The organism is Pseudomonas sp. Hz4 (assembly GCF_054898165.1).
Genome location: NZ_CM142719.1, coordinates 3,799,256 through 3,812,501 on the forward strand (window position 1 = coordinate 3,799,256; position 13,246 = coordinate 3,812,501).

Genomic DNA, 13,246 nt, shown 5'->3' on the forward strand with positions numbered 1-13,246 from the left:
ATAGCGCCGATTTCCTGAGGGTGACGCTCTAGTAGTAAGAGCGGTTTTCGGGCTCGGCTTTGTTTAACACCGTGCCAATCAGATTGGCTGTCCCAAGATGATGCAGGCTTTCCTCGATCTCTTTCTTGCTGTTCAATCCATTAGCGACCACGAGCAGAACGCAGTCGAACTTGGACAGGACGTTAATCACATCATCTGAACTCAACAACGGCGGCAAGTCGAAAATCACGATGCGAGAGTTGTAGCGCTCGCGCAGATCAGCAATCAAATGACTCACTGCGGGCGATGACAGCACCTCGGTGGAAAGAGGAATCGGCTCACGCGTCGGCAGCACCACAAAGCGCGGCAAGGTCGGATTGACCAGTACATCTTGCAGATCAGCTTCATCTGCCAACAATTCATTAAGCGATTTATCCATCGGCAGACCCAGATACTCACCCACCTTCGGACGACGCAAGTCGAAGTCCACCAGCAACGCCGTCTTGGTCGTGTGATGCGCGATACTCATTGCCAGGTTTATAGCCACCACCGTCTTGCCTGCCTCCGGAGTCGGCGAGGTGATGGCGAGCGTGCGCCAGCCATTTTCTTCCATGATTTTTAGAACTTGTGTACGCAGCAGATCGAAAGCCCCGCCCATATTCGAATTCTTGTTGTAAGCCACAATGCGGTTGCGCTCAAGGTGAGCTGGCCGCAAAGGTACAACCTTGGTTTGCACATAACTGAGCGCATTCAATCCTGTGGACTGCGCGGTCGGTGTCATGGCTTTTGACGAGGTCTGTTGCTCGGCTTTTTCGGTATCGGACTTGATTATTTCCATGGCTATATTCCTTATGCAAACCGGCCCAGAGCTTTAAACATCAGAAGATCCAGAGGCATGTAGAGGAAGTGCAGGAGCACCAGAACGATCGCGACTATCGCGACTCCACAGACAATCAACAGCGCTCGCCACTTCCTGCGGCGTGCCAGTTCAGCCTTGGTGTGAATGTAGGGAATGGAAACCAGTACGCGTCTACCCAGCACGCTGGCCAAGACCTGGGCACCGCGCACACGCTGACTCAACATCTCGAGGAGCATCACCAGTGCGCCAGCACCCACTGGGGCAAGCACGAAACCCATGGCAATCACTTTTTTGCGGTTCGGCCGTACCGGCTTTTCGGGAATCAGCGGTAACTCCAGAACAACAAAACGCTCGGCTTTGTTTTCCTGTTCCAGGCTTTCGGAAATTTTCGCACTCATTTCCTTGGTGCGAATCTCCTCATATTTTTTACGAGCGTTATCATGGTCACGCATCACCGTGACCAAGCCGCGCTCGATTTGCGGCGTCTCAAGAATTTGCGCCTCGTAGTCGGCTATTTTTCTGAGTATTTCCTGCTTTTGATCGGCCAGCGACTTGATACGTGCTTCTGCTGCGAAGATCCGCGCCTGGGCCTTTGCAACGTCCAGACTGACCGAAGCCACTGCACCACCAGCACCAACACCTTTGCCAGCCCGAAGTGCAGCAATTTTGCGTTTGACGGCACGCACGTCGGGGTGGGCTTCCGTATACAGCAACAGCAACCTGGTGTACTCCGCTTTGAGGCTACCCAGATCCTGTGGTTTATCAACTGCCGCACCGGGTGCTCCAGGCTTGGTCGCTAGCCCGGCATTCGCGGCGGAAAGCTCCAACTCATTGAAGCGCAACTCCTCACGGGCAGTTTTGTAGTCACGGTCGACCTCTTTAAGCTCGGTTTCGGCGCGCGACAACATATTCATGCGCAGCTCCTGATGCTCGGGCAGCGCGTTGCTGTGTGCCTGTTTGAAGTCCGCCAACCGGTTCTCCAGCGCTTCCAGTTCCACCCTGAGTTTGTCCGCCTCCTGCGTCAGAAACTCTGTGGTTTCACTGGCGCGTTCGGTGCGCTGCTTGATGTTTTCATCCAGAAACAGCGTTACCAGCTCGTTGGCAACTTTATTCGCAATCTCTGGCTGCCTATGCTCAAAGCCAAGACGGAAAGCAATCGTCACCTCTCCGCGCCCCTTGATGACAGCACTGACCAGAGAGACTGTAATCGCATTGCGCATTTCATCGATCTTCTCGGTAACGCTCAGTTGCCGGCTTTGCGAAGCAAAAAGATTGTATTTGTCGATGATCCCTTCCAGATGTTCACGGGTCATCACGCGCTGGCGAATGACTTCGATGCGCTCATCGGCAAAGGTATTGTTGTTGGCCGCCACCAGGTCGGGCGAAATCTGCTGAGACTCCACCAGAATCGTGCCGGATGACTCATAGGTAGGCGGGAGAGAGATCGCAACCGCTACGCACACGCCGAGTATGACCACGAAACTCAGGATCAACAGCAGCGCATGGTGCTTGATGATAGCTATGTAGTCGTTGAACGACATTTCGTATTCAGAGGTCATATTTCTCACACAGCTGAATTTCAGAGACCGGGATAACTATAAGTCACCGTCAACCCGACGACGTTTGCAGTGGCATCCGGCAAGCCATCTTGCTGGCGTTGTTTGTATGTGTAGGATAGGCGCGCAATCCAAAAAGGCGAGAGTTCTTGGCTAAACCAGGCACTGTAATTTTGCAGGGTATTAGGCGTCTGGCCTTTGGCGTCTTGCCAGGAGGCATCGAAACCGAGGCGTCGGGTCTCGTCGACGGCATAACTCCATGTACCCCTCAGGGCATCAACCTCGACGAAACCACCGTCCCCGCTGGCGAGAGTGCTACGACTGGCGTCGATGCTGGTATCAATACGCTCACCGGCATATTGCAACGCAATACCGCCCTGGCCTTTGGGGCCGCTACCTGTGCCGGAGACTTGATTGAGACCCGCGTAGACTGTCCCCTTAAACCGCTCGGAAAATTGGAAATTCAAGCCCGCCGTGGGGGTGTAGCTGTTTGAGGAACCCACCGCAGCCCCCTCCTCCGGCTCATAGCGCCTCACGCTAAAACGGGTGAACAGCTCGACCTGCTCACTCCATGCATAGTTCCAGCTAAAGCGGGTCGCCAGCTCGTCATAGTCGGTCAGTGAATCAACATCGTAAGTGACATGAGTGTAGTCAGTCTCGTTAACCAGGGTACTTCGCTCGCTGAGAGCAGTGCTCCAGTTGCCGCCCAGCAAATACATCTTTTGCGTGCCATCGGAGGCAACTACGCCGGTTTCCTGAACCACCGTGGAAAGCGTAGAGTTTTCTTCATATCTCGCCGTCAGCCCAAAAGCACCCGTTTCGGTCTCGCGCTGCCACCCTAACTTTAATCTGGGGTCTTCTCGGTCCGAAACGATGGACGTATCCGACGAACGCACGATATTTAACCCGAGACCGAATTGGAACTCATCCCGCCCGGAAGTACCCACGAGGCTGTAATCGGGGGCGATGATGGTACGGGTCACCCCCTTCTCACCACTCGTAAGAAGCGTCGGGTTGCTGTCGTACTCAACCGTCGAAGGTATCGCTATTGCTGATTTCCACGTGGCAGCATAGGCCATGTGCGAATACGACAAAGCCAGGATTGCCGTAGCAACCCCGGTCGTTCGAAATCCAATCAAAGTAATCCCTAGTGCATCGCGCAAGGCTATGGCACGACCAGCGTATCGCCGGCCTTAAGTGGAAAATTGGTAGACATGTCATCCCCTGACATCAACTCGCTGTAGTTGACGTGCAGGATCTCTTGTTTATCCCCATTAGGTCGCACGACCTTGATTTCATCCTTGTCGGCGAATTTGTCGAGCCCACCCGACAGGCTCAATGCTTGCAGCACAGTAGTGAGACCTGACATCGGCACTGTGCCCGGTTTCACCACTTTGCCTTGCACGTAGACTAGATTGCCTGCGGGGTTCGTGATGACAACGCTCACCTGCGGATCGGGTATGAACTTTTCAAGTTTGGTCGCTATTTTCTGCTCGGCTGCTGTGGAATCAAGCCCTTCCACATCGACTTTCCCTGCCAACGGGAAGGTAATGCTGCCATCGGGAAGTACACGCAACTCCTTATTTAGCTTGTCTTCACCCCAAACGGATACAGAGAGTAAATCACCCGGATTCAACAGGTAAACCGGGGTTTTTTCGACGGCACTGGAAAGGCTGGGCCAAACGGCCAGCGTGCAGAGCACAGGTATCAATGAACGGAACATCGGAATCCCTCCGCCTAAGTAGCCATGCAAGGAGTTTAGAACAAAAAACCGAGCCAAATCACTCTATCCTAATTTCACCCCAAAGAAACGACTAAACAACAATCACCTGGAGCGTCTGGGCGGCCCATTCCGCCAACGCAACTCACCCGCAACCAACAGGGCACCCATTACAGCAGAAAAACGTTATTTAACAATAGCTTGGATTAAACAAATCGCCCCAATGCTTACCGCGCCAAAATTAACTACATCATGCCAGTTAGAGCTGACTCGGCTGAAACACGGCGAACCTATTATCGCTGCCGATACCAGCACAACTAACCGGCATCAATAATTACAAACTAAGCATCATTGCAAGAAAGGCAATCATCCGTAAAAAAACTCCCCCTATATCTTCCGCCGGTTGGCGACCACAATAAAGCCAAACAACGCGGAAGAAAACAACCATGCTGCTGCCTGAAGCGGTACGGCATTCGGTTGATTGATATAAGAATCAGATCCCCCAACCAACTCTTTATCCTGAACATCCAGCCCCACTAACGGCTCACTGGTAGGCGCCGCCATTAAACCGTCGCACGAAAAAGTATTGACGGTACTGCCTGCCCCCGAGCCAGAATCCATCCTGCTGTTAGGCTGGTCATCATCCAAAATAGCGGCTAACGAAGAAGCCAACCGCAGGCCACTTCCAACCGTTAACGGCGCGCCACTCGGGTGCTCTTCGAGAGCCTTGCCAAGTTGAGAGCCTACCGCTTCGCAAGTTTTACTTATGCGACTAATTTCATTGGGCAAACTAGTCGCATGAACACTAGCAACGGCCGCACCATTGAGAATCACAGAAAACAACACAAATTTAATGACAAGTGTTGGGCGCATAACACCGCCTCCTTGCGCAGGGGGTTATTCTTTTGTCGGTTGAAGAAATCTGAATCGGCTAAAATGAGCGTATGTGCACATCGCCATTACGTCAATGGCTCGTCACCATAATAAATCGAAATTTAATTGTACGGAGAGTGGCGTCAAAATAGCGACACGACAAGCACGTCAATCATGAGAATCTATTAGCATGAAATAGCTTCTCGCTTGGGCATTAGCCGCAACAGGACGCTCGCCTCCGACCCGGCGCAGCGCCCTGCACCGGGCGACGAAGCACTGTCGGCAACGTTCTTCAAACAATGCGCAGCTGCCTTCCAGCGCCGAAGAAGTCTCGGCGCTGCGCCAGGAAACCCTGCTCGATTTCCCTGGCACCCGCGCCGAGCTGATCAAGGCAATGCGCGTAAAAGGCATCGCGATTGAAGACGGGATGAATGACTGACCGTTACTTCGGTTGCGCCACCGTGCGCAAATAAGGTTTCACCGTCTTGAAGCCGTCCGGGTATTTCTTCCTGGCGTCCTCGTCGGATACTGACGTGGGAATGATCACGTCCTGACCCGGACGCCAGTTCACCGGGGTAGCGACAGTGTGCTTGGCGTTCAGCTGAATAGCGTCGAGCAGCCGTAACACTTCATCGAAGTTGCGCCCGGCACTCATCGGGTAGACCAGCATCGCCTTGATCTTCTTATCCGGGCCGACAATAAACACCGACCGCACCGTGGCGTTGTCGACGGCAGTACGAGCGCCCCCACTGGCATTCGGGTGAATCATGTCGTAGAGCTTGGCCACCACCAGGTTATCGTCACCAATCATGGGGTAGTTAATCGCATGACCCTGGGTCTCTTCGATGTCTTTGGCCCAGGTCTGATGGTTACCGACGGGGTCGACGCTGAGGCCGACAATCTTGGTGTTGCGTTTGTCGAACTCTGGCTTGAGCCCGGCCATGTAACCGAGTTCAGTGGTGCAGACTGGGGTGAAGTCCTTCGGATGCGAGAACAGGATGGCCCACTTGTCGCCGATCCATTCGTGGAAATGGAGCGCGCCTTCGGTACTTTCGGCGGTGAAATCCGGTGCTTCGTCGCCAATACGAATGGTCATGTGCGTTCTCCTCGTTGTGAAGGGCAGGAAACTCTTGGAACGAACCAGTATAGGAGACCTTGAAGACCTCGCTCTGCACCCCGCCGAAGGGTCGCGCGCCGATTTACAAGACCAAATCTTCATCCGAAAATGCTGCCTATACTGCAATCCGGGTCGATAGAGAAAACGGACAAAATCGCTAAGCATTCAGCCTGTCAGGTTGAGGTCATGGAAATTGACGCCGAGCCGTCAGGAAATGCAGAAAGTGGCCCTGCTCTGACGCTGCGCGAGTGAACCGCCTGGCGCCTGGTTGATGAGGTGTACTTCAATCGGACACACCCAGAAGACGTAAGGGATTGCCGCCTGTCGGCAGTGCCTAGCGTACGATTTTTTCCGAATTCTGCGAGCTCCCCAATCCAACCGCCCTGATTGTCTGCGCTGAGGACCTGACAGATGAATGTGATCGACTATTTTGATGGAGCAAGAATCATCAACATCTCGTCAAGACAGGATCGCCGTATAGAAACAGTAGAAGAATTCGCTCGCTACGGCTTTCACATTGATGATGAAAAAATAGGCTTTTTTGAGGCTGTTACGCCCAGTGAGGGAAATGGCTTCCCGAGCGTCGGGGCCAGAGGCTGCTTTTTGAGCCATTTGGGGGTGCTGGAAGAGGCAATGCGCCTGAAGTTGAAAAATATCTTGATCATGGAGGACGACATACAGTTTTCCAGACGCATTTGCGAGTATGGGAGACAGGCCATCGAGTCTCTGGAAGGTATGGAGTGGGACATCGTCTATTTTGGGCATCCGTTTGAAGGAAATTCAAACTTGCCCGATTGGAAGGTAGTCGACCGACCCATACATTTGTCCCATTTCTATGCTGTAAATGGGAAAAGCTTTGGGAAATTGAGGGATTTTTTATTCCAGATTCTGGAGCGGCCGCCGGGACATCCTGACGGAGGTCCGATGCATTATGACGCTGCTCTCAATACGCTTATTCAAAAAAATAAAGAGATTCTGGCTTACTATTTCACCTGGAATTTTGGCTATCAAAGGCCCTCACGGACGGATCTGCACGAACTTTCCCTCTTTGACAGGACGCCTCTCCTGCGGCCGGTAATGGATATGCTTAGGAGGTTAAAGGCAAAAAACCTGAGAAGAACTCGATAGTTTTTTGTTACTTCTCTTTCCTTAGGGAAGGTCTAATGTATTTACCCAGCCCGGCACCGCGCAGGAGCCGTGTCCGGGTGATGGAAGCGGACCGCACTCGTCATTTGCGCGCCAACTTATACCGGACACATTCCTCATAAAAACTCTCGCGCAGGGCTGCGGGCTTCATCCGCGAACGACTGTCATAGGTCTGCTCGGTAATGCCCATTGCCATCATGTGCATCCACGACTTGCTGAACTTGTAGGTGTGTAACTTCTGCCGTGCTGCATACAGTGAAACCCCGGACAGTTTGAGTTCCTGGGCTCTCGCCGCGGTTCCTGCGCCCCAGCTGCAGAGGTAACGATCATTCGATGCCAGTTCTTTGGCCTGGACAGAGGCGGCAACGCTCGCCAGGCCTAACGAAATCAGCGCAACCATCACATTCCGCATTTGCATTCGATCCCAACCAACTGAAAATAAATTGATTTTGGTCAAAAGTTTTAAACTTCGGGGCCAGCAAAATGCCTTAAGTGAGCTATAGCCTGTTTTTCTCAGTGCCTTGCGGACATTTCTTGCGGCACTTCAATCCTTTGCTATAGCTAACTCTTCTCAATGCATTCAGTGAGGCAACGGAATGTCAGTTGCAAAGAAAATGACGGTGGGCCAGCTGACGATGTTGACAGCCGTCAACATGTTGGGCTCAGGCATTGTGCTGCTACCCACAAAACTCGCCGAAGTCGGCGGTATTTCCATTCTTTCCTGGCTGATCACAGCCACCGGCTCCCTGGCGCTGGCCTATGCCTTTGCGCGCTGCGGGATGCTTAGCCGAAAGACCGGGGGCATGGGCGGCTATGCCGAGTACACCTTTGGCAAGGCGGGCAACTACATCACGAACTACACCTATGGGCTCTCGCTGTTGATTGCCAATGTGGCGATCAGTATTACGGCGGTCGGCTACATCCAGGAACTGTTCCACATCAAGCTTGATTCGCTGCAAGTGGGTCTGGCGACCATCGCTCTGCTGTGGATCACCACGTTCGCCAACTTCGGCGGCGCACGGATTACCGGCCGGATCGGTGCGATCACAGTTTGGGGTGTAATTGCACCAGTGGTGCTGGTGTCCACCGTTGGCTGGTACTGGTTCGACAGCAGTGTCTACGCCGCCGGCTGGAACCCGCACAACATGGGCTGGTTCGAAGCTGCAGGCGCTTCGGTGGCGATCACCTTGTGGGCATTCCTGGGTCTTGAGTCCGCGTGCGCCAACACCGATGCCGTGGAAAATCCAGAGAAGAACGTACCCATTGCGGTACTTGGCGGCACCCTCGGCGCGGCGGTGATCTACATCGTCTCCACCAACGTCATCGCCGGTATTGTCGATAACCCTGCACTGGCCGCCTCCACCGCCCCCTTCGGTCTGGTCTTCGCCAAGATGTTCACCCCGTTGGTCGGCGACATTGTGATGGCCGCGATGGTACTCGCCTGCATCGGTTCGTTGCTGGGTTGGCAGTTCACCATTGCTCAGGTGTTCAAAAGCTCGGCGGACACCGGTTACTTCCTGTCGATCTTCGCCAAGTCAAACAAGGCCGGAACGCCGATTGTCGGCATGTTGGTGCTGCTGGCCGCGCAGACGGCGCTGGGCTTTCTCACCATCAGCCCGGACCTGAGCAAGCAGTTCGACACCCTCGTCAACCTCGCGGTGGTGACCAACCTGGTGCCGTACATCCTGTCCATGGCCGCCTTGATGACCATGCAGAAGGTGTCCAACGTACCGGCAGGCAAGGCGCTGGCCACCAACATCATTGCGTGGGTGGCGGCGTTTTATAGCTACCTGGCGCTCTACAGTTCGGGCGAGCAAGCCCTGATGCTCGGCGGAGTGGCGACCATTTTCGGTTACACGCTGTTCGGCTTCGTCAACAACCGCTTGATCCGCCTCGAGGCGCTCAATAACAGCGTACCGACGCAGACCGTCAGCGCTCAGCACATCACGGGCAAACCGGTGCCGGTCAACAACTTGCAAGCAGTCACAGTGGAGGTTCAATCATGACGGAACATAGACATACGCTCGGGATGCTCACGCTGTTGGTCAGCAGCCCGCCGGACAAACGCACCGTCTTTGGTCGCGCGCTGAATCAGTTGGTCAACGATGTGGAAGAACGGGCCGTCCGGGTACTGGCGTCGGAAACCTTGAGCGACGCCACGTCGATCCTGCGTTCGGACCCGGCCATTCAATGCGTAATGCTCAGCTGGGAAATGGACAAAAGCGAAGGCCACGAGGAATGCATCAAACTGCTGGTCAGCCTGCGCGAGCGCAACACTCGGGTGCCGGTCTTTTTGATCAGCGACCGCAGCACCGCGTCGAGCATTCCGCTGGTGGTCATGCAACACGCCGATGACTTCATCTGGCTACCCGAGGACACCAGTCGCTTCCTCAGCGGGCGCATCCTGGCGGCCATCGAACGCTATCGCCAAGCCGCGCTGCCCCCCATGTTCGGGGCGCTGGTGAAGTTTTCCCGGACCTATGAATACTCGTGGCACACCCCCGGCCATGCTGGCGGCACGGCGTTTCTCAAGAGTACGGCGGGCCGGGCATTCTACGAGTTCTTCGGAGAAAACCTGTTACGTTCCGACCTGTCGATTTCGGTCGGCGAACTCGGTTCGCTGCTCGATCACAGCGGCCCCATCGGCCAGGGCGAGCGCTACGCCGCCAAGGTCTTCGGCGCGCACCGTACCTATTACGTCACCAACGGCTCGTCGACCTCCAACCGCGTCATCCTCATGGCCAGCGTCACACGCAATCAGATTGCCCTGTGCGACCGCAATTGCCACAAATCCGCCGAGCACGCGATGACCCTGTCCGGGGCCATTCCGACGTACCTGGTGCCGACCCGCAATCGCTACGGCATCATCGGCCCGATCCTGCCGCAAACCCTGAGCAGCGACGGCGTCAAAGCCGCCATCGCCAACAACCCCTTGGTCAAGAAAGGGATCGACCCGACACCGATCCACGCCATCATCACCAACTCCACCTACGACGGCCTGACTTACAACGTCACCCGCGTCGAAGAGCTGCTGGGCCAGAGCGTCGACCGTCTGCATTTCGATGAAGCCTGGTACGGTTATGCGCGTTTCAACCCGTTGTATCGCGAGCGCTTCGCCATGCACGGCAGTCCGGACGATCACGATGACTCGAAGCCGACCGTGTTCGCCACTCAATCGACGCATAAGTTACTGGCCGCCCTGTCCCAGGCATCGATGATTCACGTGCGCAACGGCCGTAACCCGATCCATCACGGGCGTTTCAACGAGTCGTTCATGATGCACGCCTCGACATCGCCCAACTACGCGATCATGGCCTCCTGCGACGTCAGCTCGGCGATGATGGAAGCGCCCAGCGGCCAGATTCTGACCACCGAATCCATCGAAGAAGCCATCAGCTTCCGCCAGGTCATCTCGCGCATGCACAACGAGATGCTGAGCAAGGACGAGTGGTTCTTCACGTGCTGGCAGTCACCGTCGGTACAGGTTGGCGCGGTATCAGTGCCGTTCCATGAAGTAGATCCGGTGCTGTTGAAAACCGAGCCGAACTGCTGGGTGCTTCATCCCAACGAGGTGTGGCACGGTTTCGGTGACATCGAAGAAGGCTACTGCATGCTCGACCCGATCAAGGTCTCGGTGCTGAGCCCCGGCATGGGCGACGACGGCAACCTGCTCGACTCGGGCATCCCCGCCTGCGTGCTCACGGCGTACCTCGGACGTCAGGGCATCGTCGTCGAGAAAACCACCGACTTCACCATTCTGTTCCTGTTCTCTATTGGCATCACCAAAGGCAAATGGGGCACCCTGGTCAACGCGCTGCTCGACTTCAAACGTGACTATGACGACAACGTCGACCTTGAGCTGTGCCTGCCCGACCTTCTCAGCGCCAACCAGCAGCGCTACGCCGGCATGGGCCTCAAGGACCTGGCCGACGATATCTTCGCCGCCATGAAGAAACACAAAACCACCGCCAACATGGCCCAGGCGTTTGGCGTGCTTCCACAAGCCGAATTCAGCCCAGCGCAAGCCTACGAAAAGCTGGTCAAGAACGAAATCGAACGGGTCACACTGGAAGAAGCCGCCGGGCGTGTCGCCGCGACCGGGATCGTGCCCTACCCACCCGGCATTCCACTGCTGATGCCGGGCGAAAACGCAGGGCCAGCGGGCGGATCGTTGCTGGCCTATCTCAAGGCGCTGGAAAGCTTCGACAAATCCTTCCCGGGTTTCACCCATGACACCCACGGGATCGAAAGCGAGGGTGGGGTTTATCGCTTGCTGGTGTTGAAATGAGCTAGCGCCAGTATGGGCTGCGAAGTAAAAAAACGGGCGCCCTGAGGCGCCCGTTTTATGTGTCTTCTCCCAAGCGATTAACCCGTCGGGGTTAAACCCTGACATTGCGCCCTGGCAATGATGATCGCTGACGGGTTTCCCAATCCTGGACCAGACCGACAGGCGCATCGGACGCCGGCAGCAGGGTGCGCCCACGAACCAGATCGGAGGCCAGCTCAGCGCCGCCATGCACCTTGATGAGCACGATATGCCACTGGCACACCGCTTGCTTTCGGTCCTGGAGCGGCGCACCGGGCGTATCGTCGTCAACACCTTCGCACATCCACAGGAGGTGACTTTCGCCACCATTCACGGTGGACCGTTTCCGGCCACATCGGACAGCCGCTTTACCTCGGTTGGCATGACCTCGATTGAACGCTTTTTGCGCCTGGTGTTCTACCTGGGTTTTCCTGATGCGCTACTGCCCGAATCATTGCGTGAGGTTAATCCCTGGGGACTGCCTCGCCTCGTAGACGGTCAATAAACGCTACCCGGTTCGGCATGACTGAATCCCTGCCGAACTGGATTTGGCCAGCGTTGCTGACCGCAGACAAAGATTCAGCCCTTGGCCGCCATCGCGGTGACTTCCACGCGCATGCCTTCGACCGCCAGGGCGGCCACGCCAACGGCGGCGCGAACCGGCCAGGGCTTGGCGAAGAAGCGCTGGTAGACCTCGTTGAAAGCGGCGCGGTCGGCCATGTCGGTGAGGTAGATGGTCAGATGCAGAACCCGGTCCATGGAACTGCCGGCGTGCTCCAGTGCAACCTTGAGCGCCTGCAGGGTGCACTCGCTCTGCTCGATGATGCCGCCCAACTCCAGACTGCCGTCGGCGCGGGTGGGGATCTGAGTGGAGACCAGCAGGCCGCCGAAACCGGCGACGTCGGAGGAGATGGATTCCTGATCAGGGTCGGGGAGGAAGGTGATGTCGTGGTTTGCCATGGGGACTCTTGCTTGAGGGGGTAAAGAGGCTGTCGAGTATACGCTCCGCTATTTAGTGTTTAGGGCTGAGATAAACCCCAATGCGAACGAAAACGCGATACCCCAAGCCGCCCCCTTCAAAGGCAAGCCCAAAGATGCGGTGAGCAGATACAACCAGCGCCGAGTAACCTGCGGCGAGGACCTTGTCGGACCGCCGCACCGTCCCGATGGGCCGTGCAGCGGCTCCCAAAAGGAACAACCGCCCAACCCAACGTCAGTTACCCACTCACGACAGCAGAACGCACCTATTCAGGTGGGTCGATCAGATCCAGCAATCGGTTTGCCGTGATTTCAGCCAGCATGACGCTATTGGAAATGCCCAACAGGGAATAGCGCGAGCCACCATCCAAGCGGTCCACCAACTCGTGGACCATCACATCAACCGAGGCCAGGGTTTCGACCAGATACACCGCCAGGGTTTCGGTCGTGGCCTCTGCGTCCACGGAAAACAGGGTGCTGCGTGTTCGCGGGGTGGCTTTGATGTCGGCTATCGACGAGAAGTGGTAATCGAGAGCTCGCTCGGCGGCTTCGTTGAGTTTGTTTGAATCGGGTTCGTACGGGGACGCCGGATCGGTGTCCGGCGGGTTCGGTGTAACCTTGAACATGGCAACTCTCCGTCTACGAGTTAAAGCTGCACCATTCGGTTCCAAGCGAAGGGAGGCAGCTGTACGCAGGTTGGAACCCGGGGTAA

The 13,246-nt window shown here is 55.8% G+C and carries 13 protein-coding genes and 2 pseudogenes; 5 read left to right on the forward strand and 10 right to left on the reverse strand.

All coding sequences use genetic code 11. The features are described from left to right. Positions 1-28: 28 nt before the first annotated feature. From ACYZTR_RS17265 to ACYZTR_RS17285, 5 genes are all read right to left on the reverse strand, one after another. Positions 29-760, reverse strand: a complete 732-nt coding sequence (locus tag ACYZTR_RS17265; protein WP_461979774.1) for a CpsD/CapB family tyrosine-protein kinase — start codon at positions 758-760, stop codon at positions 29-31. A 68-nt stretch (positions 761-828) separates the two neighbouring features. Then, positions 829-2,397 (reverse strand): GumC family protein, encoded by a 1,569-nt coding sequence (locus tag ACYZTR_RS17270; RefSeq protein WP_461972780.1) that lies wholly within the window; start codon positions 2,395-2,397, stop codon positions 829-831. A gap of 20 nt (positions 2,398-2,417) precedes the next feature. Continuing rightward, positions 2,418-3,473, reverse strand: coding sequence for a hypothetical protein (locus tag ACYZTR_RS17275; RefSeq protein ID WP_461979776.1), 1,056 nt, complete (start codon positions 3,471-3,473; stop codon positions 2,418-2,420). A gap of 86 nt (positions 3,474-3,559) precedes the next feature. Further along, positions 3,560-4,117: a polysaccharide biosynthesis/export family protein gene (locus tag ACYZTR_RS17280; RefSeq protein ID WP_461972782.1), complete on the reverse strand. Its 558-nt coding sequence runs from the start codon at positions 4,115-4,117 to the stop codon at positions 3,560-3,562. 384 nt (positions 4,118-4,501) lie between these two features. Beyond that, on the reverse strand, positions 4,502-4,987 hold the full coding sequence (locus ACYZTR_RS17285) for a hypothetical protein (RefSeq protein WP_461972784.1): 486 nt from the start codon (positions 4,985-4,987) through the stop codon (positions 4,502-4,504). Between the two features lie 310 nt (positions 4,988-5,297). Here ACYZTR_RS17285 and ACYZTR_RS17290 point away from each other — a divergent pair. Then, positions 5,298-5,426: pseudogene (locus ACYZTR_RS17290) on the forward strand (cytochrome C); the annotation flags it as partial. A 3-nt stretch (positions 5,427-5,429) separates the two neighbouring features. On the opposite strand, the gene ACYZTR_RS17295 reads toward ACYZTR_RS17290, so the two are convergent. Further along, on the reverse strand, positions 5,430-6,083 hold the full coding sequence (locus ACYZTR_RS17295) for a peroxiredoxin (RefSeq protein WP_461972786.1): 654 nt from the start codon (positions 6,081-6,083) through the stop codon (positions 5,430-5,432). Between the two features lie 432 nt (positions 6,084-6,515). Here ACYZTR_RS17295 and ACYZTR_RS17300 point away from each other — a divergent pair, with 432 nt between their 5' ends. Further along, positions 6,516-7,232: a glycosyltransferase family 25 protein gene (locus tag ACYZTR_RS17300; protein WP_461972788.1), complete on the forward strand. Its 717-nt coding sequence runs from the start codon at positions 6,516-6,518 to the stop codon at positions 7,230-7,232. Between the two features lie 100 nt (positions 7,233-7,332). On the opposite strand, the gene ACYZTR_RS17305 is transcribed toward ACYZTR_RS17300, so the two are convergent. Then, positions 7,333-7,668, reverse strand: a complete 336-nt coding sequence (locus ACYZTR_RS17305; RefSeq protein ID WP_461979778.1) for a hypothetical protein — start codon at positions 7,666-7,668, stop codon at positions 7,333-7,335. A 178-nt stretch (positions 7,669-7,846) separates the two neighbouring features. Here ACYZTR_RS17305 and potE point away from each other — a divergent pair, with 178 nt between their 5' ends. Beyond that, entirely contained in the window at positions 7,847-9,256 is a 1,410-nt protein-coding gene (gene potE / locus ACYZTR_RS17310; RefSeq protein WP_461972790.1) for a putrescine-ornithine antiporter, read from the forward strand. Further along, entirely contained in the window at positions 9,253-11,538 is a 2,286-nt protein-coding gene (locus ACYZTR_RS17315) for an Orn/Lys/Arg family decarboxylase (protein WP_461972792.1), read from the forward strand. Before potE ends, ACYZTR_RS17315 begins: the two co-directional genes overlap by 4 nt. A gap of 91 nt (positions 11,539-11,629) precedes the next feature. Here the strand turns inward: ACYZTR_RS17315 and ACYZTR_RS17320 are convergent, their stop codons facing one another. Further along, positions 11,630-11,782, reverse strand: coding sequence for a hypothetical protein (locus tag ACYZTR_RS17320; protein ID WP_461972794.1), 153 nt, complete (start codon positions 11,780-11,782; stop codon positions 11,630-11,632). Here ACYZTR_RS17320 and ACYZTR_RS17325 point away from each other — a divergent pair. Then, a pseudogene (locus tag ACYZTR_RS17325) lies at positions 11,747-12,061 on the forward strand (aldehyde dehydrogenase (NADP(+))); the annotation flags it as partial. The gene ACYZTR_RS17320 and the pseudogene ACYZTR_RS17325 overlap by 36 nt on opposite strands. Before the next feature lie 74 nt (positions 12,062-12,135). Here ACYZTR_RS17325 and ACYZTR_RS17330 read toward each other — a convergent pair. Continuing rightward, on the reverse strand, positions 12,136-12,516 hold the full coding sequence (locus ACYZTR_RS17330; RefSeq protein WP_461972796.1) for a RidA family protein: 381 nt from the start codon (positions 12,514-12,516) through the stop codon (positions 12,136-12,138). Between the two features lie 284 nt (positions 12,517-12,800). Further along, entirely contained in the window at positions 12,801-13,160 is a 360-nt protein-coding gene (locus ACYZTR_RS17335; RefSeq protein ID WP_461972798.1) for a DUF6124 family protein, read from the reverse strand. Between the last annotated feature and the right edge of the window lie 86 nt (positions 13,161-13,246).

Excerpts from the sequence above, each read along its gene's own strand:
- ACYZTR_RS17315 (WP_461972792.1), top strand. The coding sequence starts at position 9,253 with ATGACGGAACATAGACATACGCTCGGGATGCTCACGCTGTTGGTCAGC.
- ACYZTR_RS17280 (WP_461972782.1), bottom strand. The coding sequence starts at position 4,117 with ATGTTCCGTTCATTGATACCTGTGCTCTGCACGCTGGCCGTTTGGCCC.
- ACYZTR_RS17330 (WP_461972796.1), bottom strand. The coding sequence starts at position 12,516 with ATGGCAAACCACGACATCACCTTCCTCCCCGACCCTGATCAGGAATCC.
- ACYZTR_RS17270 (WP_461972780.1), bottom strand. The coding sequence starts at position 2,397 with ATGACCTCTGAATACGAAATGTCGTTCAACGACTACATAGCTATCATC.
- ACYZTR_RS17285 (WP_461972784.1), bottom strand. The coding sequence starts at position 4,987 with ATGCGCCCAACACTTGTCATTAAATTTGTGTTGTTTTCTGTGATTCTC.
- ACYZTR_RS17300 (WP_461972788.1), top strand. The coding sequence starts at position 6,516 with ATGAATGTGATCGACTATTTTGATGGAGCAAGAATCATCAACATCTCG.
- ACYZTR_RS17295 (WP_461972786.1), bottom strand. The coding sequence starts at position 6,083 with ATGACCATTCGTATTGGCGACGAAGCACCGGATTTCACCGCCGAAAGT.
- potE (WP_461972790.1), top strand. The coding sequence starts at position 7,847 with ATGTCAGTTGCAAAGAAAATGACGGTGGGCCAGCTGACGATGTTGACA.
- ACYZTR_RS17335 (WP_461972798.1), bottom strand. The coding sequence starts at position 13,160 with ATGTTCAAGGTTACACCGAACCCGCCGGACACCGATCCGGCGTCCCCG.
- ACYZTR_RS17265 (WP_461979774.1), bottom strand. The coding sequence starts at position 760 with ATGACACCGACCGCGCAGTCCACAGGATTGAATGCGCTCAGTTATGTG.
- ACYZTR_RS17305 (WP_461979778.1), bottom strand. The coding sequence starts at position 7,668 with ATGCAAATGCGGAATGTGATGGTTGCGCTGATTTCGTTAGGCCTGGCG.
- ACYZTR_RS17275 (WP_461979776.1), bottom strand. The coding sequence starts at position 3,473 with ATGGCCTATGCTGCCACGTGGAAATCAGCAATAGCGATACCTTCGACG.